The 26,069-nt window shown below is 68.7% G+C and carries 30 protein-coding genes; 13 read left to right on the plus strand and 17 right to left on the minus strand.

The genetic code is table 11. The features are described from left to right. Positions 1 to 58 precede the first annotated feature (58 nt). The 7 genes from ACZ3HV_RS25275 to ACZ3HV_RS25305 are packed head-to-tail and all read right to left on the minus strand — an operon-like array spanning position 59 to position 4,302. Complete coding sequence (locus ACZ3HV_RS25275) at positions 59 to 712, minus strand: response regulator transcription factor (protein WP_360361091.1); 654 nt, start codon at positions 710 to 712, stop codon at positions 59 to 61. After that, entirely contained in the window at positions 709 to 1,839 is a 1,131-nt protein-coding gene (locus tag ACZ3HV_RS25280; protein WP_465687434.1) for a sensor histidine kinase, read from the minus strand. The genes ACZ3HV_RS25275 and ACZ3HV_RS25280 overlap by 4 nt, the downstream gene beginning before the upstream one ends. Before the next feature lie 52 nt (positions 1,840 to 1,891). Continuing rightward, a complete protein-coding gene (locus ACZ3HV_RS25285) occupies positions 1,892 to 2,362 on the minus strand; it encodes a GNAT family N-acetyltransferase (protein ID WP_465687435.1) in 471 nt (156 codons plus the stop codon). Continuing rightward, positions 2,359 to 2,841, minus strand: coding sequence for a hypothetical protein (locus tag ACZ3HV_RS25290; protein WP_465687436.1), 483 nt, complete (start codon positions 2,839 to 2,841; stop codon positions 2,359 to 2,361). Before ACZ3HV_RS25290 ends, ACZ3HV_RS25285 begins: the two co-directional genes overlap by 4 nt. 17 nt (positions 2,842 to 2,858) lie before the next feature. Further along, the gene (locus tag ACZ3HV_RS25295; protein WP_465687437.1) at positions 2,859 to 3,215 is read right to left on the minus strand and encodes a YciI family protein; all 357 of its coding nucleotides are present in this window, start codon (positions 3,213 to 3,215) and stop codon (positions 2,859 to 2,861) included. After that, positions 3,215 to 3,664, minus strand: coding sequence for a YdeI/OmpD-associated family protein (locus tag ACZ3HV_RS25300; RefSeq protein WP_465687438.1), 450 nt, complete (start codon positions 3,662 to 3,664; stop codon positions 3,215 to 3,217). Before ACZ3HV_RS25300 ends, ACZ3HV_RS25295 begins: the two co-directional genes overlap by 1 nt. Beyond that, on the minus strand, positions 3,661 to 4,302 hold the full coding sequence (locus tag ACZ3HV_RS25305; RefSeq protein ID WP_465687439.1) for a DUF998 domain-containing protein: 642 nt from the start codon (positions 4,300 to 4,302) through the stop codon (positions 3,661 to 3,663). The genes ACZ3HV_RS25300 and ACZ3HV_RS25305 overlap by 4 nt, the downstream gene beginning before the upstream one ends. A gap of 55 nt (positions 4,303 to 4,357) precedes the next feature. Here ACZ3HV_RS25305 and ACZ3HV_RS25310 point away from each other — a divergent pair, with 55 nt between their 5' ends. Both ACZ3HV_RS25310 and ACZ3HV_RS25315 read left to right on the plus strand, forming a co-directional pair. Then, a complete protein-coding gene (locus ACZ3HV_RS25310) occupies positions 4,358 to 7,060 on the plus strand; it encodes a BTAD domain-containing putative transcriptional regulator (RefSeq protein WP_465687440.1) in 2,703 nt (900 codons plus the stop codon). A 61-nt stretch (positions 7,061 to 7,121) separates the two neighbouring features. After that, positions 7,122 to 7,487 carry a VOC family protein gene (locus ACZ3HV_RS25315; RefSeq protein ID WP_465687441.1) on the plus strand — a complete coding sequence of 122 codons (366 nt, stop codon included), beginning with the start codon at positions 7,122 to 7,124 and terminating at the stop codon, positions 7,485 to 7,487. 249 nt (positions 7,488 to 7,736) lie between these two features. Here the strand turns inward: ACZ3HV_RS25315 and ACZ3HV_RS25320 are convergent, their stop codons facing one another. Together ACZ3HV_RS25320 and ACZ3HV_RS25325 are read right to left on the minus strand one after the other, a co-directional pair. Continuing rightward, positions 7,737 to 7,967 carry a hypothetical protein gene (locus ACZ3HV_RS25320; RefSeq protein ID WP_012924486.1) on the minus strand — a complete coding sequence of 77 codons (231 nt, stop codon included), beginning with the start codon at positions 7,965 to 7,967 and terminating at the stop codon, positions 7,737 to 7,739. Between the two features lie 206 nt (positions 7,968 to 8,173). Then, on the minus strand, positions 8,174 to 8,941 hold the full coding sequence (locus ACZ3HV_RS25325) for an SDR family NAD(P)-dependent oxidoreductase (RefSeq protein ID WP_465687442.1): 768 nt from the start codon (positions 8,939 to 8,941) through the stop codon (positions 8,174 to 8,176). A 116-nt stretch (positions 8,942 to 9,057) separates the two neighbouring features. Between ACZ3HV_RS25325 and ACZ3HV_RS25330 the strand changes: the two genes are divergently transcribed. Then, complete coding sequence (locus ACZ3HV_RS25330) at positions 9,058 to 9,663, plus strand: MarR family transcriptional regulator (protein ID WP_465687443.1); 606 nt, start codon at positions 9,058 to 9,060, stop codon at positions 9,661 to 9,663. 61 nt (positions 9,664 to 9,724) lie between these two features. Beyond that, positions 9,725 to 10,096 (plus strand): VOC family protein, encoded by a 372-nt coding sequence (locus tag ACZ3HV_RS25335; protein ID WP_465687444.1) that lies wholly within the window; start codon positions 9,725 to 9,727, stop codon positions 10,094 to 10,096. On the opposite strand, the gene ACZ3HV_RS25340 is transcribed toward ACZ3HV_RS25335, so the two are convergent. Continuing rightward, positions 10,087 to 10,908, minus strand: coding sequence for a DUF3152 domain-containing protein (locus ACZ3HV_RS25340; RefSeq protein WP_465687445.1), 822 nt, complete (start codon positions 10,906 to 10,908; stop codon positions 10,087 to 10,089). The genes ACZ3HV_RS25335 and ACZ3HV_RS25340 overlap by 10 nt on opposite strands. Before the next feature lie 182 nt (positions 10,909 to 11,090). Then, positions 11,091 to 11,570 (minus strand): GNAT family N-acetyltransferase, encoded by a 480-nt coding sequence (locus tag ACZ3HV_RS25345; RefSeq protein WP_465687446.1) that lies wholly within the window; start codon positions 11,568 to 11,570, stop codon positions 11,091 to 11,093. A gap of 91 nt (positions 11,571 to 11,661) precedes the next feature. On the opposite strand from ACZ3HV_RS25345, the gene ACZ3HV_RS25350 reads away from it, so the two are divergent. Further along, positions 11,662 to 13,197: an LCP family protein gene (locus ACZ3HV_RS25350; RefSeq protein WP_465687447.1), complete on the plus strand. Its 1,536-nt coding sequence runs from the start codon at positions 11,662 to 11,664 to the stop codon at positions 13,195 to 13,197. 31 nt (positions 13,198 to 13,228) lie between these two features. On the opposite strand, the gene ACZ3HV_RS25355 is transcribed toward ACZ3HV_RS25350, so the two are convergent. Beyond that, entirely contained in the window at positions 13,229 to 13,996 is a 768-nt protein-coding gene (locus tag ACZ3HV_RS25355) for an SDR family NAD(P)-dependent oxidoreductase (protein WP_360361050.1), read from the minus strand. A 15-nt stretch (positions 13,997 to 14,011) separates the two neighbouring features. After that, positions 14,012 to 14,614: a TetR/AcrR family transcriptional regulator gene (locus tag ACZ3HV_RS25360; RefSeq protein ID WP_465687448.1), complete on the minus strand. Its 603-nt coding sequence runs from the start codon at positions 14,612 to 14,614 to the stop codon at positions 14,012 to 14,014. A 103-nt stretch (positions 14,615 to 14,717) separates the two neighbouring features. Here ACZ3HV_RS25360 and ACZ3HV_RS25365 point away from each other — a divergent pair, with 103 nt between their 5' ends. The 4 genes from ACZ3HV_RS25365 to ACZ3HV_RS25380 all read left to right on the plus strand — a co-directional run bounded on the left by ACZ3HV_RS25365 (position 14,718) and on the right by ACZ3HV_RS25380 (position 18,607). Next, complete coding sequence (locus ACZ3HV_RS25365; protein ID WP_465687449.1) at positions 14,718 to 15,560, plus strand: Vgb family protein; 843 nt, start codon at positions 14,718 to 14,720, stop codon at positions 15,558 to 15,560. A 292-nt stretch (positions 15,561 to 15,852) separates the two neighbouring features. Continuing rightward, the gene (locus ACZ3HV_RS25370; RefSeq protein WP_465687450.1) at positions 15,853 to 16,761 is read left to right on the plus strand and encodes a UbiA prenyltransferase family protein; all 909 of its coding nucleotides are present in this window, start codon (positions 15,853 to 15,855) and stop codon (positions 16,759 to 16,761) included. A gap of 7 nt (positions 16,762 to 16,768) precedes the next feature. After that, complete coding sequence (pip, locus tag ACZ3HV_RS25375) at positions 16,769 to 17,722, plus strand: prolyl aminopeptidase (RefSeq protein ID WP_465687451.1); 954 nt, start codon at positions 16,769 to 16,771, stop codon at positions 17,720 to 17,722. A gap of 75 nt (positions 17,723 to 17,797) precedes the next feature. After that, complete coding sequence (locus ACZ3HV_RS25380) at positions 17,798 to 18,607, plus strand: phytanoyl-CoA dioxygenase family protein (RefSeq protein ID WP_465687452.1); 810 nt, start codon at positions 17,798 to 17,800, stop codon at positions 18,605 to 18,607. Here ACZ3HV_RS25380 and ACZ3HV_RS25385 read toward each other — a convergent pair whose 3' ends face one another. Together ACZ3HV_RS25385 and ACZ3HV_RS25390 are read right to left on the minus strand one after the other, a co-directional pair. Further along, a complete protein-coding gene (locus ACZ3HV_RS25385) occupies positions 18,608 to 19,192 on the minus strand; it encodes a YdeI/OmpD-associated family protein (RefSeq protein WP_465687453.1) in 585 nt (194 codons plus the stop codon). Further along, the gene (locus ACZ3HV_RS25390; protein WP_465687454.1) at positions 19,189 to 20,157 is read right to left on the minus strand and encodes a helix-turn-helix transcriptional regulator; all 969 of its coding nucleotides are present in this window, start codon (positions 20,155 to 20,157) and stop codon (positions 19,189 to 19,191) included. Before ACZ3HV_RS25390 ends, ACZ3HV_RS25385 begins: the two co-directional genes overlap by 4 nt. Before the next feature lie 88 nt (positions 20,158 to 20,245). On the opposite strand from ACZ3HV_RS25390, the gene ACZ3HV_RS25395 reads away from it, so the two are divergent. The 3 genes from ACZ3HV_RS25395 (at position 20,246) to ACZ3HV_RS25405 (ending at position 23,282) form a co-directional block, all read left to right on the plus strand. Beyond that, on the plus strand, positions 20,246 to 21,214 hold the full coding sequence (locus ACZ3HV_RS25395) for an ATP-binding cassette domain-containing protein (RefSeq protein WP_465687455.1): 969 nt from the start codon (positions 20,246 to 20,248) through the stop codon (positions 21,212 to 21,214). Continuing rightward, the gene (locus tag ACZ3HV_RS25400; protein ID WP_465687456.1) at positions 21,214 to 22,026 is read left to right on the plus strand and encodes an ABC transporter permease; all 813 of its coding nucleotides are present in this window, start codon (positions 21,214 to 21,216) and stop codon (positions 22,024 to 22,026) included. The genes ACZ3HV_RS25395 and ACZ3HV_RS25400 overlap by 1 nt, the downstream gene beginning before the upstream one ends. A 98-nt stretch (positions 22,027 to 22,124) precedes the next feature. Next, positions 22,125 to 23,282: a zinc metalloprotease gene (locus tag ACZ3HV_RS25405; RefSeq protein ID WP_465687457.1), complete on the plus strand. Its 1,158-nt coding sequence runs from the start codon at positions 22,125 to 22,127 to the stop codon at positions 23,280 to 23,282. 131 nt (positions 23,283 to 23,413) lie between these two features. Here the strand turns inward: ACZ3HV_RS25405 and ACZ3HV_RS25410 are convergent, their stop codons facing one another. Continuing rightward, positions 23,414 to 24,262: an NAD(P)H-binding protein gene (locus ACZ3HV_RS25410; protein WP_465687458.1), complete on the minus strand. Its 849-nt coding sequence runs from the start codon at positions 24,260 to 24,262 to the stop codon at positions 23,414 to 23,416. 90 nt (positions 24,263 to 24,352) lie between these two features. On the opposite strand from ACZ3HV_RS25410, the gene ACZ3HV_RS25415 reads away from it, so the two are divergent. Further along, entirely contained in the window at positions 24,353 to 25,285 is a 933-nt protein-coding gene (locus tag ACZ3HV_RS25415; protein WP_360361019.1) for an AraC family transcriptional regulator, read from the plus strand. Between the two features lie 3 nt (positions 25,286 to 25,288). Here ACZ3HV_RS25415 and ACZ3HV_RS25420 read toward each other — a convergent pair whose 3' ends face one another. After that, positions 25,289 to 25,966, minus strand: a complete 678-nt coding sequence (locus ACZ3HV_RS25420) for a dienelactone hydrolase family protein (protein WP_465687459.1) — start codon at positions 25,964 to 25,966, stop codon at positions 25,289 to 25,291. Positions 25,967 to 26,069: the final 103 nt, after the last annotated feature.

Genomic DNA, 26,069 nt, shown 5'->3' on the forward strand with positions numbered 1-26,069 from the left:
TCCAGCCTCGGCGACTGCGCGCGGCGGCACATCGCCGACGAGAGGGAGCTTGCGGCACCTACTGGTTCGTGGGAGTGACGAGGCCGGTCTCGTACGCCGCGATCACGGCCTGCACGCGGTCACGCAGGTTGAGCTTGGTCAGCGTGTTGCTGACATGGGTCTTGACCGTGTGTTCGCTGACCGTGAGGGCCGTCGCGATCTCCGCGTTCGACAGACCGCGCGCGAGCAGGACGAGAGTCTCGCGCTCGCGGCCGGTCAAGACGTCGAGGGCCGCGGCCGGAGTGGTGCGCGGCCGGTTGCGCGTGAGGTCGGCGATCAGGCGCCGCGTGACACTGGGTGCGAGCAACGACTCACCGGCCACGACGACCCGGACCGCGTGGACCAGGTCGTCCCGCCGGACGTCCTTGAGGAGGAACCCGCTAGCCCCGGCGTACAGAGCGTCGTACACGTAGTCGTCGGAGTCGAAGGTGGTGAGCATGACCACCTTTGCAGGCGTGCTCGCGCAGATCGTGCGGGCCGCGGCCAGCCCGTCGACACGGGGCATCCGGACGTCGAGGAGAGCGACGTCCGGGGCCAGCGAGCGCACCAACGAGACCGCCTCGGCGCCGTCGGCCGCCTCGCCGACGACCTCGATATCGGGTTGCGCCTCGAGGATCATCGCGAACCCGCTGCGGACCAGCTCCTGGTCGTCCGCCAGTACCACCCGGATCATGAAACCCCTTCTAGACAAGGCAATCTGGCCCTTACTTCGAACCCGCCACCGCTCAGCGGCCCGGCTTCCGCCGTACCTCCACAAGCCGCGGCCCGTTCCCGGATCCCGACCAGCCCGTGCCCACCCGGCGCCGCCTCGCCCCCGATGCCGTCGTCGGTGATCGACAGCTCCACCTCGTCCGTCGACCACGTCAGGCGTACGGCGACCTGCGTCGCGCGGGCGTGTTTCACAGTGTTCGTCAACGCCTCCTGGACGATCCGGTAGACCGCGACCTCGGTGTCCGGCGGCACGGGACGACGTACGCCGGTCTCCTCGAAGGTCACGTCGCGCACCAACTCGGGCAGCGACGCCAGCGTGGGCTGCGGTGCCCGGTCCTCACCCGCCTTGAGTACGCCGAGCAGCCGCCTGAGCTGCACCATCGCGTCCCGGCCCGCGTCGGCGATCGCGTCGAAGGCTCGCTCGGCCCGGTCCGGGTCGGTGCGGACGACCACCGGACCGGCCTCGGCCTGGACGACCATCAGGCTGACCGCGTGGGCGAGGATGTCGTGCATGTCGCGGGCCACCCGGGCGCGCTCCTCGGCTGCGGCGCGGGCGGCCTCGGCGACCCGTTCGCGTTCGAGCTGGTTCGCCCGCTCACGCAGCGCCGAAGCGCGCTCGCGGTGGCTGCGCTCGAGCGATCCGGCGAGGAAGGCGGCGACCGGGAGCAGGAAGGTGAACATGAACTCGGCCAGATCGTTGTGCTTCAGCAGCAAGGACGCCGGCGGAAACGTGACCAGGATGAGGACGAGCAGCCCGATCCGCTGCCACCGCTTCCGGCCGAGGCTCGCGAGCGAGTAGATCGCGACCAGACCGCCGTACTGGAGGTACTGCCCCGGCCGGTGATGCAGCGAGACCAGTGTCGCGGCCGTACCGACGACCACCATCACGCCGAACGGCCAGCGCCGCCGCCACAGCAGCGGGATCACGGTCCCGAGGTTGAGGAGCAGGCCTAGCACCGTGATCTCACCCGGAGCGCGTTCGAGGAACGGCACCGAGGACGCGATCGCGACCGCGATCACCACGGCGACATCGATCACCCGGTCCACGGTCCGTGGGCCCGGGATGCCGAGCCGCTCGAGTCCACCCACGCCCTCAGTCTGACTCACCGACCGGCCGCGGGCCTCGCTCCCGCGACGGACATCACCCCTCGGCACTCCGCCGTACGAGGGAGAGCCGGTGCTGGATCTGGCTCGACACGATCACGAAGCCGAGCGAGTCGTACAGCCGAGAGGCACTCGTGGGATTGTCCGCGTCGACGCCGAGCGAGGACCGCTCGAACCCGGCCTCCTGACCAGCCCGCAGTACGCCGCTCATGGCCGCCCGGGCCAGCCCGCGGCCCCGGTACTCCGGGCGGGCGCCGACCTGGCCGATCCAGAGTTCGCGTACGCCGGTGTGCTCGGTGTCGACCGTGAACTCATAGCCCAGCGCGAACGCCGCGATCCGATCCCCGTCGAGCACGACCCTCGACAGGTCCGGCCGGAAGGCGCGGTGACCGGTGAACCAGGTCCGCCAATGGTCCTCGTCATGGGGCAGGACTCCCCACTGGCCGGCGAAGATCTCGTTGTACGCGAGCCGCAGCCGCTCGTCGTACGACGGCTCGAAAGCGATCATCGCGAAACCGTTCGGCGGTGACGGCACCTGTACCAGTCGATCGTCGTACCAGCGCTGCATGACGCGGTAGTAGCGGACCGGCCGGAACCCGCGGGATGCGACCAAGGCGAGGCCACCCGCGTTGCCTGCCTCGACCCCGACGTCGACCAGCTCCGCGTGCTCCCCCGCTGTCCGCAGCTGCCAATCAAGGAGCGGACCACCGAGCCCGCGACGCCGGAAGGCCGGTCGATCCCGCCCTTGACCGTGACGATCGGCTGCCCGTCCACGATGTCCGGCGGAAAGACGAGGCCGTACCCCGCGAGCCGGCCGTCCAGCCAGACGCCCAAGGACTCCGCCCCGTTGAGGGACTCGACGAGGTCGTCGAGGACGACGTACGCGCCGCTGTCGTCGGCGGTGGCGATCGCGTTCGCCACCTCGACCGCCGCCGGCGTGTGCTCAGGCCGGAGCGGTCCCGTCATCACCCCGTCCGGCCACCCCATACCGCAACCGTAGAGTCTCAGAACTCCGGGCCGAAGACCTGGCGGATCTCGGATTCGCCTTCCCAGCCGGGCCAGGTGCGGCGGTGCAGGTCCATGAAACGCTTGGTCCAGTCGACGACCTCGTCGCGGGTTGCCACGTCGTACACCGCGTAGGCCCCGAGCGGCGCGGGGTCGTCGAACGGGCCGTCGGTGACCGTCAGTTCGCCGGCGGAGACTCCGACGCGGACAGCCGTTGCAACAGGCAACAATCCGGCCGTGTCGATGAGGATCCCGCGGCGTGCTGCCTCCGCTCCCAGAGCGGCGATTCCCTCCGCCAGCTCCGGTGGCGGGAAGCCGTGCGCCTCGGCGGTCCGGAGTACGGCGATGAACCGCATCAGCGCGCCTTGCCCTCGCGCAACATCCCGATCGACTTCTCGATCCGCCGGTCCCGGGTCGCGTCGGTCTTCGCCGTCGTCACCTGCAAGACGTGCCACTGCTGCTTGCTGTAGCTCAACGTGTCCCAGAACCCCCTGGCCTTCGCGTCCGCGGCCAGCGCCGCGGTCAGTTCCTCGGGTACGTCGAGCTCGCGCGGAGCCGTGTCGAGCTCCACCTCGACGTCGAGCACCTCGCCCGGGGTGACACCGGCCTCGGTACGGCGTTCTGCGCTGAAGCCGAGCATGAACCGGCCGCCCATCCGGGCGATCGAGGTACGGAACGTGTACCCGTTGACGGTGACGCTGACCTTGGGATGCGCGCCGCCGCCGAGGGCCTCGACGACGTCGGCCGGAACCACGAAGCCGGCCGTGTTCTTGCCGCTGGACTCGAGCTCGGCGGTGAACTTCATCGGATCTCCTCCGTGCGGGTGCGGATCATCAACAGAGTCAACCAGGCCCAGCCCAGGATCACGGCGACCGTGAAGCCCAGGTTTCCGGCCGTCGTGCCGGCACCGGCGCCCAGACCGACCAGGCTGAGGACGTAGACGATGCCGGTGATCAGGGAGAAGCGGGACCAGGCGCGATCGCTGTCGCGACCGAACCTGCGGGCGAGGACGAAGCAGGCGACGATCAGGCCGATGAAGCCGATGAACCCGGCGATGACGTGACCGAAGCTGTGCCACGAGACGGTCTCCGGGAGTCCGAGCGGCGTACCGATCGGGAAGCCATCGGCCGGATCGGCGCGCATCAGTCCCGCGGCTGCCACGCCGGCGCCGTACACGGCGATGCCTCCGACGGCCCAGCGCGACTGGAGTCCGGCGCGGCGGAGGGCGAGCGCGCCGACGACGGTGAGCAGGCCGGTGACGACCATCATCGTGGAGTGGATCCAGCCGCCGGTGCCGTTCGCGAGCAGGCTGAGGGAGTGCCGGCGGATGTCGTACCCGTCGCGGACGATCGCCTCGACGGTCCCGATGCCGACGTACAGCGGGCCGGCGAGAGCGCCTGCGAGCAGGAGTGACGGTGCCGATTGCTGCGTAGTGGTTGTCATGCCGGCCAGCCTGCGATCAGCCCCTTTGGAAACTCTTTGGACTTAGGCTGCCCGCATGCGTTTCGGCGTACTGGGACCTGTTACCGCGTGGACCGATGACGGTCAGGCCGTGCGGCTTCCGGATCGGAAGGTACGGGCGGTGCTGGCCGATCTGCTGTTGCACGCCGGGCGTCCGGTGGCCGCGGCCACGCTGATCGACGACTTGTGGGGGGATGAGCTCCCGGTCAATCCGACCGCGACCTTGCAGACTCGCGTGTCCCAGCTGCGTCGCGCGCTCGACGACGCCGAGCCGGGTGCCCGTGAGCTGGTCCAGACGAGCCCGGCCGGTTATCTGATCTCGGTGGCGCCCGAGGCGGTCGACTCGGGGCGTTTCCGGGCGCTGGCCGCTCGGGCTCGGCAGACCGGCAATGCCCGAATGCGTGCGGCGACTCTGGCTGACGCGCTGACGGTGTGGCGCGGTCCGGCGTACGGCGATGTCGCGGGGGATGCGTTCGCCCGCGCGGCGATCGATCGGCTCGACGAGGAGCGATTGGCGGTGCAGGAGGCGTACGCCGAAGCCCGGTTCGTCCTGGGTGAGCACGAGGAACTGGTCGCGGAGCTGGCCGAGCTCGTTGCCCGCAACCCGTTGCGTCAGCGGTTGCGCGCCGTACAGATGAAGGCGTTGCATCAGGCCGGTCGGCAGGCGGAGGCGTTGGAGAGCTATACAGAACTGCGCAATCGGCTGCGCGAGGAGCTCGGGCTGGATCCGGGTGCCGACCTGGTTGCGTTACATCAGACGATCCTGACGTCGGAACCAGCGGCGTCGGCGCCGCGTAGGACCAACCTGCCGGCCGCGCTGACCGAGCTGATCGGCCGGGACACCGCGGTGGACGAGGTGGTGGCGCAGCTCGAGACGGCGCGGCTCGTGACACTGACCGGCCCAGGAGGTGTGGGCAAGACGAGCCTCGCCGTCGCCGCTGGTCGCCGCGTAGGCACGGCTTGGTTGGTAGACTTGGCGACTCTTGATCCGGGCGCCGACGCGGATGCGGTGTCGAACCTGGTCGACGCCACGATCGAGCCCGTCGCCGGCGCAGTGTTGGACGTGGTCGACGGCACTGTTGAGCTTGGCGCTGACCTGCTGGTGGTGCTCGACAACTGTGAGCACGTGATCGAGGCCGCCGCGCAGGTGGTGAACCGGCTGCTGCGTGAGCTGCCCGGTGTGCGGATCCTCGCTACCAGCCGGGAGCCGCTCTCCGTCGCGGCCGAACGCCGCTACCCGGTGCCGCCGCTTGACCTTCCGGTCGCCGGGAGCGACCCGGCCGACAGCACGGCAGTGCAGCTCTTCGTCGCTCGCGCGTCGGCCGCCGATCCACGCTTCCGGCTCACTGGCGACAACACCGCCGCGGTGGTGGCTCTGTGCGAGCGGCTGGATGGGCTGCCGCTCGCGTTGGAGCTGGTCGCGAGCCGGGTGGGTGCAATGGATGTTCGCGACCTGGCCGACCGGTTTGACGATCGGTACCGGCAGCGCGGTCTGCCGGATCGCCAGCAGACCTTGTCAGCAATGGTCGAGTGGAGCTGGGATCTCCTCGGCGATCGCGAGCAGGCGGTGCTGCGCCGGCTCGCTCCACATCCCGGCGGGTGCACGCTCGCCGCGGCCGAGGCTGTCTGCACGGGTGACGACGTACCGGTGGCCGACGTCGCGGAACTCCTGAGCAGGTTGGTCGACCGATCCCTCGTGGTCCGCGTCGACGGGACCTCGGGATCGCGGTATCGGCTGCTCGAAACAGTCCGCGCGTTCTGCCTGCAGCGGCTGGAGGAGGCGGGCGAGGTCGAGATCGTGCGGTGGCGGTACGAGCGCTACTTCCATGGCCTGGCGCAGCACACCGAGCCGCGGCTCTACGGGCACAGCGAGCTGTTCGCCTACCTAGGCGGTCTGTACGGCACGGCCACGTCCCAGCGGTCGTTGCCGACGGCAATGAGGCCGCGGGTGGAGACCGTGCTGTCGGCCGACGGTACGCCGATCGTCGTCGAGGTGTACGGCGACAGCGGGCCGGCGATCGTGCTCGTCGGTGGGGCGTTGAACGACCGGCGTACGTTCATCCCGCTGGCGAAGCGGCTGGCGGGTGCGTTCACGGTGGCGACGTACGACCGGCGTGGGCGTGGTGACAGCGGTGACGTGCAGCCGTGGGCAGTCGAACGTGAGTTGGAGGATCTCGCGGCGGTGGTCGAGCTGGTGGGCGGTACGGCGTACGCGCTGGGGGTTTCGACGGGTGCGGTGTTCGCGGCGGAGGCGGCCGCGCGGGGTGTACCGATCCGCGGGCTGCTGCTGATCGAGCCGCCGTTCATCATCGACGACACGCGATCCGTGCCGCTGGACCTTGCGGGCCGGCTGCAGGAGCTGGTCGGGCAGGACAGGTACGGCGATGCGACCGAACTGTTCCTGGTCACGGCCGTGGAGATGCCGGCCGAGGTGGTCGCGCCGATGCGAACGGCTCCGCTGTGGAAGGAACTGGAGGCGCTGGCGCCGACGCTCGCGTACGACGTCCTGCTGATGGGCGACTTCAGCATTCCGGATCACTGGGCGAGCGCGATCACCGTGCCGGCGCTGGTGATCGACGGCGGGGAGAGCCGGGAGTGGCGGCGCAACACCGCGCAGGTCGTGGCGGACCTCCTGCCGCGCGGGCGGCGGCTGACGATGGACGGTCAGCCGCACGACGTCGACCCCGAGGTGCTCGGCCCGATCGTGGAGGAGTTCGTCGCCGGATGTCGAGAGGGCTGAGCGGGCTCCGACGTACCGGGTGTGTGAGCTGATCGGCAGCTCGGTGGACTGAGGAGAGATCGTGGCTCGACCCGTTCTGAACAGCATGTTGCTCGGCAGTACCGACCCGGAGCGGTTGAAGGCGTGGTACCGCGACGGCTTCCGCGCTGAGGTCGACGGGTACGGGAACCTCAATCTCGGCGGGTTCGGCCTGGTCATCGAGCAGCGCGACGACGTCACCACCAAGACCGTCGAGCCCGGCCGCTGCATTGTGAACTTCGCCGTCGAGGACATCGAGGCGACCGCCGCCCACCTGCGCACGCTGGACGTCGAGTGGCTGGTGCACCCGGAGGACCGCGGCGTCGGCTGGTTCGCCACGCTGATCGACCCGGACGGCAACTACGTCCAGCTCATCCAGATGAAGCCGGAGTACTACGCGAACCTGTAAAAGAACGTCCGCACCGGACTTGGGGATCCGGTGCGGACGGTGAGATGTCTTCAGTTTTGTCAGGCGCATTGACAGGAGAGAAATGGCGGCAAGCGAGGGGGAGACTGCCCAACACTCGCCTTGCCGCCGGTGCTCCTCGCACTAGACCGGTGCCTTTAGGTGATCGAGGTGAGGTTCTCGACCGGTGCCGTGTTCCGGGTGGGTTGTCTGGTGAGGAACGGAACGCGAAAAGGGACCGGGGGCTTCTGCTCAGCGGGGTGCTACGTCCCACATGCGCTCGCCGGGCAGGGGGTCGGGGAGCCGGTCGACGGCGGGCATCGGGTCGTTGGTGACCCGAAGTCCGGCGAACCGACGGCTCATGGCGTGTGCGTACCGTTCGGCCAACGCCGGCTCGGCGTTGTAGTCGGCGATCACGTGCTCACCGAACCAGACTCGGACGCGTCGGCGCTCGGACGTCTGGGTGGCGGTGGCGGTTGTCACAGGTCCTCCTGGCTGTCTTTCGAAATGGTCGGCCTGGGACGCGGAGCGAGCGCGGTGTCGGTGCGCCGGGTGTTCACCGTCACGTCAGATCCAACGGAGGACCGAGACGCTAAGTCACGCCCCGATCGCGATTTGTCCGCCTCCGGGCAAACTTTTCCGGAACCGGGCAGACCCCAATTGTTCGAGCAGGTCTTCGACTGTCGTGATTACTCGTCGAACGGGCCGCGGACGGAGACGCCGCCGTCCAGGACGACCTGTTGGCCGGTGATGTAGCCGGAGGCGTCCGAGGCGAGGTAGACGACCGCACCGGCGACCTCCTCGGACCGGCCGAAGCGACCGACCGGGATCTCCTCGACCACGTCGGCAGCTACGGCCGCGTTCGCCACCGCGGTCGCGATCGCGCCGGCCGCGGCGACGTTCATCCGGATGCCGTCACGGGCGTACTCGGCGGACACGGTCCGCGCCAGGCTGAGCAGGCCGGCCTTCATCACGCCGTACGCCGCTTGTTTCGGCGCAGCCATGAAACCGGTGACCGAGCCGACGCTGACGATCGTGCCGCCGCCACCCTGCTCCAGGAAGACTCGGAGCACCGCGCGCACCGCCCGCGCCACGTAGCGGAGGTTGACCTCGTAGATGGTGTCCCAGTCCTCGTCGGCCATCTCGTGCAGCTTGACCGCGGGAACGAACGCGACCTGCCCGCCGACCACCGTGACCAGGACGTCGAGGCCGCCCAGTTTCTCGACCGCGCCGGCCACCATCGCCTCGACGTCGGCCGCGACACGGACGTCGCCGGACACCGCGTACGCCGTACCGCCCTGCTGACGCACGGATTCGGCGGCCTCCTCGGCCCGGGTCGGGTCGAGGTCCGCGACCACGACCGCCGCCCCTTCGTTGCCGAAGGCCTCGGTCACCGCCCGGCCGATCCCGCCGCCACCGCCGCCGATCACCAGTGCTCGTTTCCCGCTCAGCTGCATGTTCGCGAGGGTAGGGCATCGTCAGACATGCCCTGAATGATCGATGTCTTCAGATTCACAGGGTTTCCTCAGGAACGACACGCCGAGCTGTCAGAACCACTCCGTACGCTGGAGGCGTGACCATCGAAGACGCTGGAATCAAGCCTCGGTCCGTGGTCGAGGCGAAGGCCCTGGCGGTGCCCGAGCGGGTGATCGGCGGAGTCGTTCAATCCCCTGACCGGCGCGGTCCGTCCGGACTCGAGGCCGTGCAGACCGAGCAGCTGATCGGGAACGTCGGTGATGCGCTCCGGCTGCTGGACGCGGTCGAACGCGTCCGCGGCCACGCTCACCCACTGATCCTCGGTCTGCAGGACGCGGTCGGGATGAAGATGCCGGCCGCACTGGTGCTGAACGCGATCTCCAACGGCCGGACCACCCCGGACGAGGTGGCCGACCAGGTCGGCATCACGTCAGGTGAGGCCGAGCTCGCGATCGCGGACCTGGAAGCCCTCGGCATGGTCCGGACCACGCCGCGGCTCACGGTCACCGGGATGGGTCAGGCCCGGCTGTCCCAGCTCGACGGGCTGACGGTCCGCGTCCTGGACGTCGTCACCGGCATCCTCGGCCCGACCGACGCCGCCCTTCTGGTCCGCCTCCTCAACACCGTCGCCGACGGCCTCGAGTCCGCCACGGTAGCCGCCGCCGTCAACCAGGCGATTCCGCAGGCCGCGCTGCACAACTAGTGTCGAAATCGCGTCGGCGGTGTCGACGTAACTGATGTCAGGCAAGCGAGGAGGACATCAGATGTTCAAGGACACGAAGGCGTTCAGTGGGTTTTCGGTGGATGACATCCCGGCGGCCAAGGCGTTCTACAGCCAGACGCTTGGGCTGGATGTTGGTGAGGCCAACGGGATGCTGCGGCTGAACATCGCCGGGGGCAACCCGGTGCTGGTTTATCCGAAGGAGAATCACGTGCCGGCGGAGTACACGGTCCTCAACTTCCCGGTCACGGACATCGAGGCGACCGCGCGGGAGCTGATCGCGCGGGGCGTCACCTTCGAGCGGTACAGCGACCAGCACGACGAGCTCGGCATCGTTCGCGGCGGCGATGAAGGCCCGCTGATCGCATGGTTCAAGGACCCGGCCGGCAACGTCCTCTCGATCATTCAGGACTGAGGAACCGGGTCGTCGTACTGACCCAAGCGCCCGGTGTAGCGGACGCCGTCGAGATACGGCCACGCGTACGGCGTGCAACCGTGCAGACCGAGCGTCTGTTGCTGCATGACCGGCGCCGGTCGGCCAGGCCCCGGGCACAGCTCGTGCCCGCGGCCGAGCCGGTGCCCGGTCTCGTGGTTGATCATGTACTGCCGGTACGTCGTGAGCGGCGCACCGTACTTCGGTACGCCGTGCGCCCACCGGGCGACGTTGAGCACGACGCGATCGCCGATCCGGCAACTGGTGTAGCGATCCGGCGCCGCACCGCAGATCGTGTCACGCGTCTCGGGCGTGACCAGCATCAATCTGAAGTCCGGGTCCTGTCGCGGCCCGACCTGCCGGAACCTCCACAGCCCGTGCGACGCCCACCCCTGCGGCGCGCCGTACGTCGCTCGCACGAACTGAGCGAACCCGGTCCGGTCGATCCCGGTGATCCCGCCCTCGATCGCGATCTGGAACGTCATCAGCCGCCCGGCGCGCCCGATCACGGCCGGGTTGCCGGGCAGAACGGCGTACGAGCGCGTCCCTGCCACTGGATAGGTGATCACCGGTTGCGGCTTCACCGGCGGCGCGGAGGACGACCGTTCCACCGGGCCGGGGGGCGACTGCCGGGGAGCACCTGTCGTCGCCTCGGGGGAGCCGGTTTCCGCGGAGCGGCGATCCGGGTAGCCGTGGCGGGCGAACGGGCTGGCGGGCAGCTGGTACAGCGCCCCGATCACGACCACGACCGCGATCGCCGACCCGATCGTCCTGACTACAGTCCAGCGGCGCATCTGGTGAGCTCCTCACACCGCGCCCAGGCGGGCGCGTCCTCACTGACTACTTGCCTCTGTGCCCACAAACCCTTCTCCGCCCACGCGTGCAGACCAGGTTTGCTGAAGGCAATGACACCTCGGGCTTGGTCAAGGGGTTGTCGCTCACCGACCGGCCGTTCGCCGCGCGGCGTCGTGGTGGGTCAGCTCCGGCGGAAGCGCAGCGTCGGGTAGCGCGACTCGGTGAAGCCGAGCGCGCGGTAGAGGTCGATGCCGTCGTCGGTCGCATGCAGCTCGACCACGCCGACGGCGGTCTCGTCCCGGAACCAGTCCATCAGCGCGACCATGCACGCGCGAGCCAGACCGCGGCGCCGGAAAGCCGGCTCGGTGCTGACGTTGTACACGTGGCCGCGGACCGTGGTCAGGTCGTTCGGGCCCGGCGGGTGGACGTACACGTTGCCCGCCGCGCCCGCGACCACACCGGCCGCCGGGTCGTCCACCACGTACGCCGCGAACGTGTCCGGTGACGCGAGTTGCCCGGCGAACCACTCGAGGGCGGCCGAGCGCCACGGAGCATCCGGTCCGCCGACGTCGGTGCCCATCGCGGCGACCATCAGACCTCGAAGGTTGACCAGCGCTTCCGCGTCGTCCGGCTTGGCCCGGCGTACCTGAATGTCGGTCACAGCCGAAATCATGCCAACTTTTTGCCGCGTCAGTGAATCGAAGGAGGTGGACGCGCACCGGGGACGCGTCCACTTCTTCTGTCGTCGATCGATGAGGGAGCGCATGTCCCCGAGCAGCAGAGCCCGTCGTGCCGCGCCCGGTCGAGCCCGTCGGGCCAGGCCTCGGCGGGGGACCTCCGTCGGCGCGCTGGCGCTCGCGGTCGTCTGTGCACTCCTGCCGGGTACGGCGTACCTGATCGCCCGCCGGGCCTGGCTCGGGACCATGGTGACGACGTGCAGCATCGCCTTGTACGGCGCAGCGGCGTACGTCGGTCTGCGACGCCGGGACGACGTGATCACCTGGGCCCTCGATCCCGGATTGCTGCTGTGGATGGTCGTCGGACTCGGCGTGGTCGCGCTCGTGTGGGTCGTCGTGCTCGTCACGTCGTACAAGATGTTGCGGCCGCTCACCTCCGGGCCGGGCTCGCGGATGTTCGGGTCGCTGGTGATCGGGGTGGTGTGCTTCGCGATGGCCGCTAGTACGGCGACCGGCGCGCAGACGCTGATGGCACAGCGGAGCCTGGTCCAGAACGTGTTCTCCGGGAAGAAGGCGAAGAGCCAGACGCGGCCCACGATCAACCCGAAGAAGGACGTCTGGCAACAGTTGCCGCGCCTGAACGTGCTACTGCTCGGCGCGGACGACGGCGAGGACCGCCAAGGAACCCGGACCGACTCGGTGATGGTCGCGAGCATCGACACGAAGACCGGCGACACCGCACTGATCTCGCTGACCCGGAACTGGATGCGGATGCCGTTCCCGGAGGACTCGCCGCTGCACAAGATCTACCCGACCGGATTCTGGGATCCGAACGGTCCGGTCGAGCAGCCGAACTTCTACCTGGATGCGATGTACCGGATGATCCCGGCGCAACATCACGGCATCCTCGGGCCGTCGGACAACGAGGGCGCCGACGTACTGAAGCTGTCGGTGGGCGAGGCGCTCGGGCTGAAGCTGCACTACTACGTGCAGATCAACCTGGCCGGGTTCGCGCAACTGGTGGAGGCGCTCGGCGGGATCACGGTGAACATCAACTACCCGGTCCCGGTCGGCGGCAACGACGACAAGAAGATCCCGGCGAGCCGGTACCTCCAGCCCGGTCCGAACCGGGAACTGAACGGCACCGACGCCCTGTGGTTCGCCCGCGGACGGTACAACGTGCCGACCGCGGACCTCGCCCGGCAGGCCCGCCAGCGGTGCACGGTCAAGGCGATCGTGGAGCGCGCCACCCCGCAGAACGTCCTCGCGAACTACCAGGCCATCGCCAAGGCCGGCGAGCAGCTGATCAAGACCGACATCCCGCAGAACCTGCTCGGCGACTTCGTCACCCTCGGCCAGCGGGTCAAGACCGCCAAGATCACCAACATCGACCTCGACAAGAAGAAGAACTACCCGAACGGCCGCAACCCCAACTACGCCGGCATGCGCACCCTGATCCAGCAGGCCCTCAACCCCACCCCCACACCTCGCCGCACCACGCCCACCACCGCCCCAACCCACCGAACAACAACCAAACCAACCACCACCCCCTCCACCGACCCAGGCGACCTCACCTCAGCCTGCGCCTACAAACCAGGCCCGCCGGGATGAGTCCGCCGCGCTAGGGCTGTGCGCGCGCTGGCTAGGCGTAGCGGACGCCGAGGCCGCCGTCTACGGCCCAGTTGGCGCCGGTGACGAAGGCGGCGGCTTCGGAGGCGAGGAAGCAGACGACCTCGGCGACGTTCTCGGGGGTGCCGATCCGGCCGAGCGGGTGGACGCCGAGGGCCTTCTCGCGTTCGCCAGGGATGGTGTCGAAGAACTCTTCGAGCAGGTCGGTGCCGATGTAACCGGGGCTGACCGCGTTGACGCGGACGTTGTGCGGCGCCACGTCGAGGGCCAGCGACCGGGTCATCCCGACCAGGCCGGACTTGGCCGCGGCGTACGGGAACATCCCGGCGGTGGTCAGGCTGGAGTGGATCGACGCGATGTTGACGATCGCGCCGTGCCGGTTCTCGATCATCGGCGGCAGCACCTGGCGCGCCATCAGCCAGGCGCCCTTCAGGTCCACGTTGAACACGCTGTCCCACTCGGCCACGGACATCTTGGTCGCATCGGCGTACGCGTTCTTGCCGGCGTTGTTGACCAGCACGGTGACCGGCTTGCCGAGGTCGTCGGTCAGCTTCGCCACCGCCTGCCGGACCGACACCTCGTCGGTGATGTCGCCGACCGCGGCCGCCACCTTGCCCCCGGACTCGGCGATCTCCGCGGTCGTCGCGGTCAACTGATCCGCGAGTACGTCGACCAGCGCGACCGCCGCCCCCTCCGCGGCGGCCTTCACCGCAACCGCCCGCCCGATCCCCCGCGCGGCCCCGGTCACCAGTACGACCTCATTCACCAGACGTCCAGTCAAAACAGTCTCCTCAACTCAGGTGTGAGACGACCCTAGTCCCGCTCGCGCCCCTGCGGCGGCCGCTCTCGCGTAGCGGTCAGCGGTTGCACGAGGCATCGGTCGCCGAAGCAGGACGAGCTGGTGATAGAGCGGAGCGGTGGCGGTCATCACCACCTGGTGGGCGTCGGTTCCCGGTGGTACCTCGCCGCGATCGACGGCTCGGAGTACGACGACCTCGCTGCGGGTGTAGCGGTCGGACCAGAACTCGGTGAGGGCCTCGGCGGCTTCCGGCGTACGAAAGGAGGCGGCGATGACGGCCTGGGTGATCGACGGGTTCGCGGTGAGGGCGGCGTGGACCTCGCGGTTGAGCTTGATCAGGTCGCCCTCGAGTTCGCCGGTGTTCGGTGGTTCCCAGGTGTCGTCGATTCCGGCCTGGAGCAGGTCGACGAGCAGACCGGCGACGGACTTCCAGCGGCGGTAGACCGTGGTGCGGTGGACGCCGGAGCGGGCGGCGACTGCGTCGATCGTGAGGCCGTCGTACCCATGTTCGGCCAGCTCGGCCTCGACCGCGGCGAGTACCTCAGCGCGCACCCGCGCGGTGCGGCCACCGGGCCTGCTTGCGGGTACGACGTCTGTCATGGCATCATCTTAACGCAACATTCATCGCATTAGTGGAGGCAGTCGTGATCTTCTGACCCGCCCGTTCGCTCAAGAACCCGCGAGAGTTGAGAGGAGACCTGCGATGCCCATTACTGAGTTCACGGTCGACGGCCCGTACGGCGTTACGGTCGCCGGCGACGCGGTGTGGACAACCCTCGTCCACACCGGCCTGGTCGCGAAGGTGTCCAGCGCCGTCGACCAGAAGTTTGATCTGGATGCGCCTGGGTCTCGGCCGAGTGTGATCGTGCCCGGGCCGGATGACGCTGTCTGGTTCACCCGCAACGGCGACGATCACCTCGGGCGGATCGGGTACGACGGAACCGCGTCGGCGATCGCGATCACCGGAGCGCCGTACGGGCTGTGCGTGGGACCGGACGGGTCGCTGTGGTGCACGCTGATGAGCACGGATCAGATCGGGCGCGTGACTGTCGATGGTGAGGTGTCGACGTTCCCGATCGGGACGACCGGGGCGTTTCCGGCGATGATCACCGCGACCGAGGGCGAGCTGTGGTTCACGCTCAACCAGGGCAACGCGATCGGCCGGATGAGCACGAGCGGCGAGATCACCACCTATCCCCTGCCGACCGAAGCCGCCGGACCGGTCGGGATCAGCGCCGGACCTCACGGGATCTGGTTCGTAGAGATCCTCGCAGACCAGGCCGGCCGGATCACGCCGGACGGAAAGCTCGAGGAGTTCCCGCTGCTGGACGGATCCAAGCCACACGCGGTCGTCGCGACCGAGGACGGCGGCTGCTGGATCACCCTGTGGGGCGCATCCACCCTCACCCGCTTGGATGCCCACGGCAACGTCGTCACCCAGTACGACCTAGGCGAAGGCTCCGAGCCTCACGGCCTGGCCGTCGACACAGACGGCTCAATCTGGGTCGCCCTGGAGAAGGGTTCAGTCGCCCACGTGACCAGCTGACCCACCCTGGACGAACGACCGATCATTCGGGCGATGACTGGCTTTGCCGCAGTCCCGGCTTCGCGTGCTCTCCCATCCCGCGACTCCGGTCACCTCACCCGTTCACGGTCGAGTGGGGAGGTTATTGGCCCTTGTCGGGGGTAGAAACCTCCCCACTCCACTGGTGGCAGGCGGGCGGCAGCACGCACAAGCAGGGCGGGCGCGTGGGGAAGACCACAGTCAGCCGTGGGAGTGAGGGGGTTCACTCTCGGGATGGAGGACTGGGTGAGCTCCACGGGAGGACAGTGGTGGTGTGACCACGGTGGTGGGGCTGAGGGCTGCGGGACCGCGGGTTCGGGATGTGCTGGCGGTGGGGCGGCCGGCGTTCTGGGTTGTTTCGATCGTGCCGTACTACACCGGCATCATGCTCGCGACGCGTGAGCTGATCCCGCCCCTCGAGGAGTGGCCGCGGCTGATCGTCGGCGCGGTGGTGATGGGGCCGCTCGTCTGGCTGGCCGTGCTCGCGGTCAACGACGCGTACGACCTGCCGAGTGACCGCCTCAACCCCCGCAAGGCGAAGTCGCCGCTCCTCGACGGCCGCATCACCCTGCGCGCCGCGAAACGCCTGGCCTTCGCGGCAGCGGTAGCGGCCGTCGGGCTGAGCCTGCACGTCGGCATCGTGTTCGCCCTCGGCGTGCTCCTCACCGTGCTGCTCGGATATGCGTACAGCGTCCCGCCCGTACGACTGAAGACCCGCGCCGGCTTCGATGTCGCGGTGAACGCCCTAGCCCTCGGCGCGTTCGGACCGCTGGCCGGCTGGGCCGCGATCAACCCGGACCTGAGCGACTTCCCATGGCTGATGGGCCTGCAGGGCACCCTCGCCGCGGTAGGCCTCTACCTCCCGACCACCCTCGCCGATCTGGAGGCCGACCGCGCCGCCGGGTACGACACGATCGCGGTCCGTTTCGGCGGGCGTACGACGTACCTGATCGGGTATGGCGCCTGGATCGCGGCCGCCGCACTCTCGGTGATCCTGGCCGCGACGGACACGATCATCCCGAGAAGCATGCTGGCGCTGGAGGTCGTGATGGTCCCGGTGCTGATCGCGGCGTACCGCAAGTTGATCGGACCGACGCAGTCCTTCAAGGGGATCATCGTGCTGGCGTCGCTGTTCCTCTTCCCCTGTGGCACTTTCGCCCTGACCTACACCGGGGTGCTGTAATCCCGGCATGTGTCCAGAGACCGAGCCCTACGACCACGGAATGCTCGATGCCGGCGACGGACATCGCGTCTACTGGGAGGTCTGCGGCAACCCCGACGGCAAGCCGGCGGTCGTGATCCACGGCGGCCCGGGTTCCGGCGCCGGTTCGTGGTGGCGACGGTACTTCGATCCCGCCAAGTACAAGGTGGTCCTGATGGACCAGCGCAACTGCGGCCGCAGTACGCCGGACGCCGCCGAGCCGGACGTGGACCTCAGCACCAACACCACCGCGCACCTGATCGCGGACCTCGAGCAACTCCGCCGCCGGCTCGGGATCGAGAAGTGGCTGCTGCTCGGTGCGTCCTGGGGCGCGACGCTCGGTCTCGCGTACGCCGAACTGCACCCGGAGTCGGTCTCGGAGATCGTCCTGTTCAGCGTCACGAATACGACCCGGCGTGAGGTCGAGTGGATCACCCGGGACATGGGCCGGATCTTCCCCGAGGAGTGGGTGCGCTTCCGCGACGGCGTACCGGAGGACCAGCGGGACGGGAACCTGGCGCTCGCTTACAGCCGGCTGCTGCACGATCCGGATCCCGCGGTCCGGGACACGGCAGCGCGGGACTGGTGCGACTGGGAGGACACGCACGTGCGGACGCATCCGGACTGGCGGCCCGACTCCCGGTACGACGATCCCGTCTTCCGGTTGCGGATGGCGCGGCTCGTCACCCACTACTGGGGCCACGCAGCATGGCTGGACGAGGATGTGCTGGTCCGTGAAGCGGGCAAGCTGGCCGGGATTCCGGGTGTGCTGATTCACGGCCGGCTCGACATCAGCAGCCCGCCGGACACCGCCTGGCGGATGGCTCAGGCCTGGCCGGACGCCGAGCTCCACCTGGTCGAACAGGAGGGCCACGGCGCCGGCGGAAGCAGCACGCGGAACCTGGTCCTCACCGCCCTGGACCGGTTCGCCCCAGGGGACTGAATCAGTTAACTAATAGGGCAAAGATTTGATCACTGATCTTTACATCGATAAAGCACACCGGAACGCTTAGGTCCCATGACTCTGACCCGCCCAGAGCTCGAGACCGACTACACCCTCAGCCGGTCCGACATCGCGCACTTCGCCGAGCACGGCTTCGTCAAGCTGAAGAACGTGCTCAGTCCCGACACGATCGCGGCGTACGAGCCGGAGATCACCGGCAAGGTGATCGAGCTGAACACGCAGCACCTGCCGCTGGAGGAGCGCGACACCTACGGGAAGGCGTTCCTGCAGGTGATGAACCTGTGGCAGGACAGCGAGCGGGTGCTGGAGTTCGTGTCGTCACCGCGGCTGGCGCGAATCGCGGCGCAACTGTTGGGCGTCCCGTCCGTGCGGCTGTACCACGACCAGGCGCTCTACAAAGAGTCCGGCGGCGGCGTCACGCCGTGGCACGCGGACCAGTACTACTGGCCGTTCGCGACGGACCGGTGTGTGACGGTCTGGGTGCCGTTGCAGGAGACGCCAATGGAGATGGGTCCGCTCTCGTTCGCCGCGGGCAGTCACGTCTTCGAGCACGGCCGCGATCTGCCGATCAGCGACGAGTCCGAGCGGGTCCTGCAGGAGGCGCTGGCCGAGCAGGAGTTCCCGGAGGTCTCCGAGCCGTACGAACTGGGCGAGGTCAGCTACCACCTCGGCTGGACCTTCCACCACGCTCCGGCGAACCAGACCGACGTACCGCGCCGGGTGATGACGGTCATCTACGTCGACGCCGCGATGGAGATTGCCCCGCCGGCCAACAGCTTCCAGGAGGCCGACCTCGCCGCCTGGATGCCCGGCAACCAGCCCGGCGAAACCGTCTCGTCACCCTTCAACCCGTTGCTGTACTGATCAGAGCGTGCGCTTCTGCGGGTAGATCGTCTCGCCGCGAGCCAACTGCTCGACGAACTGCGCGATCCGTTTGGCTCTGGTCTCCGGCCGCTTCACGCTGGTCACCCGGTGAATCACCGCAAACCGGTTCGCGCTGGTGAGGATCTCGAACATCGCCTGCGCCCGCGGCTCGGCGGCGAGCGCCTCGGCCAGGTCCGCCGGGACCTCACGACTGGCCGAGCCGCCGTACGCCTTGTCCCAGCGTCCGTCCGCCTTGGCCCGCTCGACCTCGGAGTGACCGGCCGCCAGCATCCGGCCTTCGCGTGCCAGTCGCGCGACGATCTCGACGTTCCGCTGGGACCACATGCTGCGCGAGCGTCGCGGCGTGTAGCGCTGGATGAAGGTCTTCTCGTCCCGGCTCCGGCGCTGACCGTCGATCCAGCCGTGGCACAGCGCCTCCTCGAGCGCCTGATCGTAGGTGAGGCTCGTCGGCGTGGTCACGTCCTTCTTCGCGAGGACCAACCAGATCCCGTCGGGCTCCTGATGGTGCTCGCCGAGCCAGGTCCGCCAAGCGATCGCGTCGGCAACGATCAGTTCGGCGATCACGACGCGGCCACGTGGTAGCGGGCGGCGAGGTGAGCGGCGGCGGTCTTCAGTTCCTGCGGCCCGACGAACTCCAGGTCGCACTCGAACATCCCGAAGGTCGCGGCCAGCCCGGTCCACGACCAGGCGGTCAGGATCAGCCGGCAACTCGTCGGGGTGATCTCCTCGACGATCGCGCCGCGACCGGCCCACTGGACGATGTCGGACGCCTTCGCCTGCAGGATCGCTTCGCCCCGGCAGGTCAACTGGTCCCCGGTCTTGAACCGGCTGGAGATGTACGTCGCCACGTCGGGCGCCGGCAACTCCCGCGGGGTGAACCGCGGACCGGTCGGCGTCTTCGGATTCATCCGGTCCACCCGGAACGTCCGCCAGTCCTTCCGCTCCAGGTCCCAGGCGACCAGGTACCACCGCCCACCCCAGGTCACCAGGTGATGCGGCTCCACCTTGCGCGGCGGCAACCACTCCTCCTCCGACGCACCCGGTGACTTGTAGTCGAACCGCAGTACCTCGCGGGCCCGGACCGCCATCCCGATCGCGATCAGCTGGTCCGAGTCGACCGTCGTACGGCGGGTGTCGGCGTACCGATCGACGGTCGTCACCTGCAGCGCGTCGACCCGTTGGCGCAGGCGCGCGGGCATCACCTGACGGACCGTGGCGAGCGCGCGCAACGCGCCCTCCTCGATCCCGGTGACCGTGGTCGTCGCGGTTTGCAGGGCGACCGCGACGGCGATCGCCTGGTCATCGTCGAATAACAGCGGAGGCAGGTCCGCCCCCGCATCGAGGCGGTAGCCGCCGTCCGGCCCCTTGCTCGCGCGCACGGGATAACCGAGATCGCGCAACCGGTCGACGTCGCGGCGGACCGTGCGCGGGCTGACCTCGAGGCGTTCGGCCAGCAGCGCGCCAGGCCAGTCGCGGCGGGCCTGGAGCAGGGACAGCAGCGAGAGCAAGCGGGCTGAGGTCTCGGACATGACTTCAGATTGCCACGAGTAACGGTCAAGACCTGTCCTCTTCTGCTGGAAGTGTCTCAGGCATCAAGCCAAGACCGAAGGAGACATCGTGATCAGCACCCGAGCGCTCACCCGGGACTTCGTGGTGAGCCGTACCGAGACCGTGCACGCGGTCCGCGGCATCAGCCTCGACGTCGAACCCGGCGAGCTCGTCGCCGTCCTCGGCCCGAACGGCGCCGGCAAGACCACCACCCTGCGGATGCTCACCACCCTGATCACCCCGACGTCGGGAACGGCGACGGTCGCCGGGTACGACGTGAGCGCACAACCCAGCCAGGTTCGCCGGCGGATCGGGTACGTCGGCCAGGGCAACGGCGCGGGGCACAACCAGCGCGCGGCCGGCGAACTGGTCGGCCAGGGGGTCATCTACGGACTCGACCGGCGGGCGGCGAAGCGGCGTACGTCCGAGCTCCTGGAGTCGCTGGAGCTGAGGGAACTTGCCCAGCGCAAGGTGTCGGAGTTGTCCGGCGGTCAGCGGCGCCGGCTGGATGTCGCGATGGGGCTCGTCCACGCGCCGTCATTGCTGTTCCTGGACGAGCCGTCGACCGGCCTCGACCCGCAGAACCGGGCGAACCTGTGGGATCACATCCTGCGGATGCGCGAGCGGTACGCGATGACGATCGTGCTCACCACGCACTACCTGGACGAGGCCGACTCGATGGCCGAGCGGGTTGTGGTCGTCGACCACGGTCAGGTGATCGCGGACGACACCGCCGACGCCTTGAAGGCCAAGCTGGCCGGGGATCGGATCGCCCTGACTGTTGCTCCTAGCAACCTCGCACATCTGTCCAGGCTGGCGGAGAAGTTGCCCGAAGCTCGTGAAGTGGTTGCCGTCGGCGACGAGCTCAGTGTCCGGGTCGCGGACGGTCCGGCGGCGCTGCCCGAGCTGATCACGGTCGCTCAGCAGAACGGCGTACCGGTCGCGGCGGCACAGGTGCATCGGCCGACGCTCGACGATGTGTTCCTCAACCTCACCGGCCGCAGCCTGCGGGAAGACTCGAACGGAAAGGCAGCCTGATGACCACGCTGACTGTTGCAAACCTGCAGGCTCCGGCCGCCGACCAGCCGTCGCGGAACCTGTTGCGCGACATCCGCATCGTGATGACGCGGGAACTGAAGCCGGTCCTGCGTGACCCGTTCTCGTTGCTGTTCGGGATGATTCAGCCGCTGATCTTCCTCGCCCTGTTCGGCCCGCTGCTGTCCGGATCGATGGGCGGCTCGTTCGGCGACGGCGTGTGGCAGTGGTTCGTCCCGTCGATCCTGGTGATGACGACGCTCTTCGGTACGTCGACCACCGGCGCCAACCTGCTCTTCGAGTTCCAGACCGGCGCCCACGAACGGATGCTCGTCACCCCGCTGTCGCGGTCGTCCCTGCTGGTCGGGCGCGCACTGAAGGAGATGGTGCCGCTGTTCGGGCAGGCGATCATCGTGATCGCGGTGATGACGCCGTTCGCGTTCGACCTGCATGTCGGTGGCGCGCTGGTGGGGCTGGCGCTGCTGGCGGTTTTCGGGATCGGGCTGGGCTCGTTCAGTTACGCGCTGGCGATCGCGGTGCGCAAGCAGGACTGGATGTTCTGGGTCGTGCAGCAGACGTTCCTGTTCCCGCTGATGATCCTGTCCGGGATGCTACTGCCGCTGGAGACCGGGCCGGAATGGATGCGGATCGCGGCCAAGTTCAACCCACTGTCGTACGTCGTCGACGCCGAGCGGACGCTGTTCTCCGGTGATGTGGTCTCGAGCGCGGTGCTGTGGGGCTGGGTCGCCGCGATCGTGACCGCCGCCCTCGGTCTGACCGTCGGTATCCGGGCGATGCTGCGCTCGGGGGGCTGACCTGACCCAATTGCGCCAGTGGCTCTTCTGAGCCGCGCGACCTGAATCGGATCACCTACGGTAGCGGGCAGATCACCCACCGCCCCCAAGGAGATCTGATGAGGCCCCGCCCCGCCTTTCTGACCATGCTGAGTTCTTTGGCCGTCGCCGCGCTCGCCGCCACGAGTGCGGTGGCGGCCGTTCCTCCGTCCGCCGACGGAGTCCGGACCGTCGCCGCACCGGCTGCGACCGACACCGACGGCGACTCGCTCCCCGACACCTGGGAGACGAACGGGTACGACGCCAACGGTGACGGCGTCATCGACGTGAACCTGCCCGCGCTGGGCGCGTCACCGACGAAGAAGGATCTGTTCGTCGAGATGGATTACATGGAGGGCCGGCTCGCCAGTACGGCCGCTCTCGACCGGATCGTGCAGGTCTTCGCCACCGCACCGGTCAGCAACCCGGACGGCACCACCGGCGTCAAGATCCACCTGGACGCAGGCTCCGCCCGCGGCACGGCGTACAACCTCGGTGGCGGCAACCAGGTGCCGTACGACGCCGACCTGAACCCGTCGGCGACGCAGACCAACGCTATCAAGGCCGCCAACTTCGCCACGGTCCGCAAGGCCGTCTTCCACTACATGATCTGGGGAGACAGCTACGACGGCGGCTGCAGCAGTGGCCAGGCCTTCAACATCCCGAACGACACGTTCATCGTCACGGTCGGCCCGAAGTGCGGCTGGAACGCGACCGACAACTACAACGTCGGCACGTTCGTGCACGAGCTCGGCCACAACATCGGCCTCAAGCACGGCGGCACCGACAACCTGAACTACAAGCCGAACTACCTGAGCGTGATGAACTACTTCTTCCAGCTCGGCGGCGTGCTCAAGGCCGACGGCAGCACCTACTGGGGCTACTCGAACGTCGCCCCGCCGGCCCTGAACGAGGCCAGCCTGAAGGAGTCGACCGGCCTCGGCAGTACGGCGTCCGCCTTCAGGACCAGCTGGAAATGCCCGAACGGTTCGACCCGGACCACGGCCGGCGCGGCCAGCGGCCCGATCGACTGGAACTGTGACGGCGACTCCGTGGACACCACCGCGGCGGACATCAACGACGACAACGTCACGTCCTCGCTGACCGCGCAGAACAACTGGGCGAGCCTCGTCTTCGGCGGCGGCGCCGTCGGCCAGGGCAGCACCGTCCAGTCCAAGGCGCCGGCTTCGGAAGTGCAGGAGCTCACCCACGACGAGTGGACCTCCCTGCACCGCTGACGGCGATCCGCCTCCCCGCCTTCAGGTGGGCGGGGAGGCGGATCTCCACCACTCCACAATCGTCCTCGGACGTGACGGCTGAGCGCGCGACGACCCGCGATGTGTCGATTGATGAGTGCTGGGCGTCCGCCCTACTCAGTTGCCCAGATCCCGGTCGCCGCCGTGTCGCGGGACCAGTCGGTGAAGTCGCGGGGTGCGCGACCGAGGACCTTCTGGACGCCGTCGGAGACATACTCGGAGCGGTGGTTGCGGATCACGGCGAACAGGTCGCGGACAGCCTCGGCGTCCTCGGGCGTGAGGCCTTGCTCGATCAGTTCGGCGACGTGCTTCTCGGGATCGAGGTCGACGTACGTGATCGGCCGGCCGGTCGCGGTCGTGAGCGCGTCGGCGACCTCGGTCATGGTGAGTGGACGCGGGCCGGACAGCGCGAGGACCTGGCCGGTGTACGACTCGTCGAGCAGCGCCGCGGTCATCACATCGCCGACGTCGTTGGTGTCGATCCACGCCTCGGCGCCAGTCCCGGCCGACAGCCGGATCTCGCCGGCGAGCACGTGGTAGCGCAGGAAGTCCTCGCTGAACCCCTGGGCGAACCACGCCGGCTGGACGATGGTCCAGTCCGCGCCACTCGCCTTCAGCGCGTGCTCCAGCTCGAGCGAACCGTCGTACACGGCGAAGTCGCGTCCCGGGCTGCCGACGCCGCGGCCGGACAGCAGGACGACTCGGCGCAGACCTTCGGCGGCCGCTTGCTGGACGAACCGGCCGGCCTGCGCGAGTCCGGTCGGCCCGACCGGGGGCGCCAGGTACGCCGTGTCCGCGCCGGCGATCGTCGCCGACCAGGTGCTGTCGTCGTACCAGTCGAAGCGCTGCTCGCTGGACCGGGATGCCAGCCGGTACGGGACGCCCCGTGCGTCGAGCTGCGCCGCCACCCGGCGGCCGGTCTTGCCCTTACCACTCAGGATCAGAATCGGTGTCGTTGTCATGGCCCTAGTTCACCGGGATGCGGTGAGACAAACCATGGTTGTTCGACGCAGTTCGATGTCTGTGACGCTCAGCCGGGTTAAGATCGGAGCATGGACGTGCTCGACGACCTCTTGGCCGGGACCCGCGCCCGTGACGGGGTGTTCAACCTGACGATCATGGATCCGCCGTGGGCGATCGAGATCCGCGACGAGGCGCCGCTTGCGCTGGCGACGCTCGTTCGCGGTTCGGGCTGGGTGACCCGCGACGGCATCGAGCCGCTGCGGATGGACCAGGGCGATGTCGCGATCTTCACCGGGCCTGCGCCGTACGTGGTCGGGGACAGTGTCGAGACCGCGCCGCAGTTGCGGATCCACCCGGGCGGCGTGTGCGAACCGTTGCCTGGGGCACCGGTCGACTACTCGGCCCGGCTCGGAGTACGCACGTACGGCAGTCGTGCGCCCGGAGAAGTGATGGTTGCCAGCGGCACCTATCAGGTGGCCGGGGACGTCAGCCGGCGGCTCGTGACGGCACTTCCGCCGGTGCTCGTCGTACCGGCGGCGGAGGTCGCAGGCCCGGTGACGGACATGGTGATCGGCGAGATCCAGCGGGATGCGGCGGGGCAGCAGAGTGTGCTGGATCGGTGGCTGGATCTTGCTCTGATCACCACGTTGCGGGCGTGGTTCGCCCGGCCGGAGTCGCACGCGCCAGGGTGGTACCAGGCGCAGACCGATCCCGTCGCCGGCACGGCATTACGGTTGCTGCACGAGGATCCGGCGTACCCGTGGAACGTCGCCGAACTGGCGGATCGAGTCGGGGTTTCGCGCGCATCGCTGGCCCGTCGGTTCACCGCGCTGGTGGGTGAGGCGCCGATGAGCTACCTCACCGGGTGGCGGATCACCCTGGCTGCGGATCAGTTGCGCGCGACCCGGGACACGGTCGAGACGATCGCCCGGCGCGTCGGCTACGCGAACGCGTTCGCGTTGAGCGTTGCCTTCAAGCGAGTGCGCGGCACCACGCCCACCGCGCATCGCCGCGCCGCCTGACCGTTAGCTGACTGTCGCCCTCATGAACGCTAGCGCCTGCGGCCACGCCAGACGGTAAGCGTTGGCGTTGACCTCTTTGTCCTGACGCGACTTGTCGGAGAATCCGTGGTCCGCCCCAGGGAAGTACTGCGTGAACGTTGCGCCGGTCGTCCGCGCCTGTAGCACGGTCTGCAGCGCTTCGAAGTCTGCATTCGGTACGGCGGTGTCCGCGCTCGGGTAGCTCACGAGCACCGGCGCAGTGATCCCGGCGGCCTCCGCGATCGCGTCGTACGTGTGATGCGGTGGGAGCTTGGACGGCACGGTCGGGTGGAACGCGACGACACTCGCGACTCGCTGGTCCCGGGCGCTGAGCAGGAAGGCGAACCGCCCACCCAGGCACCACCCGATCACTCCGGACTTGGCGCACCCGAGCTCACCGGTCAGGTAGTCGAGCAACTCGGCCTGCTCGGCCAACGCGGCGTCGTCGTCCATCTCCCGCAGCAACGCGCTGAGCTCCTCGCGCGTCGAGTTGTCCGTACTCCGCCCCTTGAACGGATCCCACACCAGCGCCGTGATTCCCTCCCCCGCCAGCTCATCGGCCCAGACCCGGACCTGCTCCCCGATCCCCGTGATCATCGGCAGCAACAACATGCCGGCCCGGCCCACCCGCGCCAGATAAGCGTCCTGCTCCCCAACCTTCACCGTCACACCCATTGGTAGTTAGGGGCGCGGTGTCCGTAGGTTGGACCCGTTTCCCCTGTCCCCTTTCAATCCGTGCGTGCGGTTTTCCCGCACACGGCTTACC

This window comes from Kribbella sp. NPDC020701 (assembly GCF_055562215.1).

Bases quoted from the DNA above. Each gene is read 5' to 3' on its own strand.
- ACZ3HV_RS25275 (WP_360361091.1), bottom strand. From the start codon at position 712: ATGATCCGGGTGGTACTGGCGGACGACCAGGAGCTGGTCCGCAGCGGG.
- ACZ3HV_RS25360 (WP_465687448.1), bottom strand. From the start codon at position 14,614: ATGACAGACGTCGTACCCGCAAGCAGGCCCGGTGGCCGCACCGCGCGG.
- ACZ3HV_RS25325 (WP_465687442.1), bottom strand. From the start codon at position 8,941: ATGCAGCTGAGCGGGAAACGAGCACTGGTGATCGGCGGCGGTGGCGGC.
- ACZ3HV_RS25335 (WP_465687444.1), top strand. From the start codon at position 9,725: ATGTTCAAGGACACGAAGGCGTTCAGTGGGTTTTCGGTGGATGACATC.
- ACZ3HV_RS25290 (WP_465687436.1), bottom strand. From the start codon at position 2,841: ATGGGGTGGCCGGACGGGGTGATGACGGGACCGCTCCGGCCTGAGCAC.
- pip (WP_465687451.1), top strand. From the start codon at position 16,769: ATGTGTCCAGAGACCGAGCCCTACGACCACGGAATGCTCGATGCCGGC.
- ACZ3HV_RS25400 (WP_465687456.1), top strand. From the start codon at position 21,214: ATGACCACGCTGACTGTTGCAAACCTGCAGGCTCCGGCCGCCGACCAG.
- ACZ3HV_RS25365 (WP_465687449.1), top strand. From the start codon at position 14,718: ATGCCCATTACTGAGTTCACGGTCGACGGCCCGTACGGCGTTACGGTC.
- ACZ3HV_RS25340 (WP_465687445.1), bottom strand. From the start codon at position 10,908: ATGCGCCGCTGGACTGTAGTCAGGACGATCGGGTCGGCGATCGCGGTC.
- ACZ3HV_RS25310 (WP_465687440.1), top strand. From the start codon at position 4,358: ATGCGTTTCGGCGTACTGGGACCTGTTACCGCGTGGACCGATGACGGT.
- ACZ3HV_RS25405 (WP_465687457.1), top strand. From the start codon at position 22,125: ATGAGGCCCCGCCCCGCCTTTCTGACCATGCTGAGTTCTTTGGCCGTC.
- ACZ3HV_RS25285 (WP_465687435.1), bottom strand. From the start codon at position 2,362: ATGATCGCTTTCGAGCCGTCGTACGACGAGCGGCTGCGGCTCGCGTAC.
- ACZ3HV_RS25415 (WP_360361019.1), top strand. From the start codon at position 24,353: ATGGACGTGCTCGACGACCTCTTGGCCGGGACCCGCGCCCGTGACGGG.
- ACZ3HV_RS25380 (WP_465687452.1), top strand. From the start codon at position 17,798: ATGACTCTGACCCGCCCAGAGCTCGAGACCGACTACACCCTCAGCCGG.
- ACZ3HV_RS25305 (WP_465687439.1), bottom strand. From the start codon at position 4,302: ATGACAACCACTACGCAGCAATCGGCACCGTCACTCCTGCTCGCAGGC.
- ACZ3HV_RS25410 (WP_465687458.1), bottom strand. From the start codon at position 24,262: ATGACAACGACACCGATTCTGATCCTGAGTGGTAAGGGCAAGACCGGC.
- ACZ3HV_RS25390 (WP_465687454.1), bottom strand. From the start codon at position 20,157: ATGTCCGAGACCTCAGCCCGCTTGCTCTCGCTGCTGTCCCTGCTCCAG.
- ACZ3HV_RS25350 (WP_465687447.1), top strand. From the start codon at position 11,662: ATGAGGGAGCGCATGTCCCCGAGCAGCAGAGCCCGTCGTGCCGCGCCC.
- ACZ3HV_RS25295 (WP_465687437.1), bottom strand. From the start codon at position 3,215: ATGCGGTTCATCGCCGTACTCCGGACCGCCGAGGCGCACGGCTTCCCG.
- ACZ3HV_RS25300 (WP_465687438.1), bottom strand. From the start codon at position 3,664: ATGAAGTTCACCGCCGAGCTCGAGTCCAGCGGCAAGAACACGGCCGGC.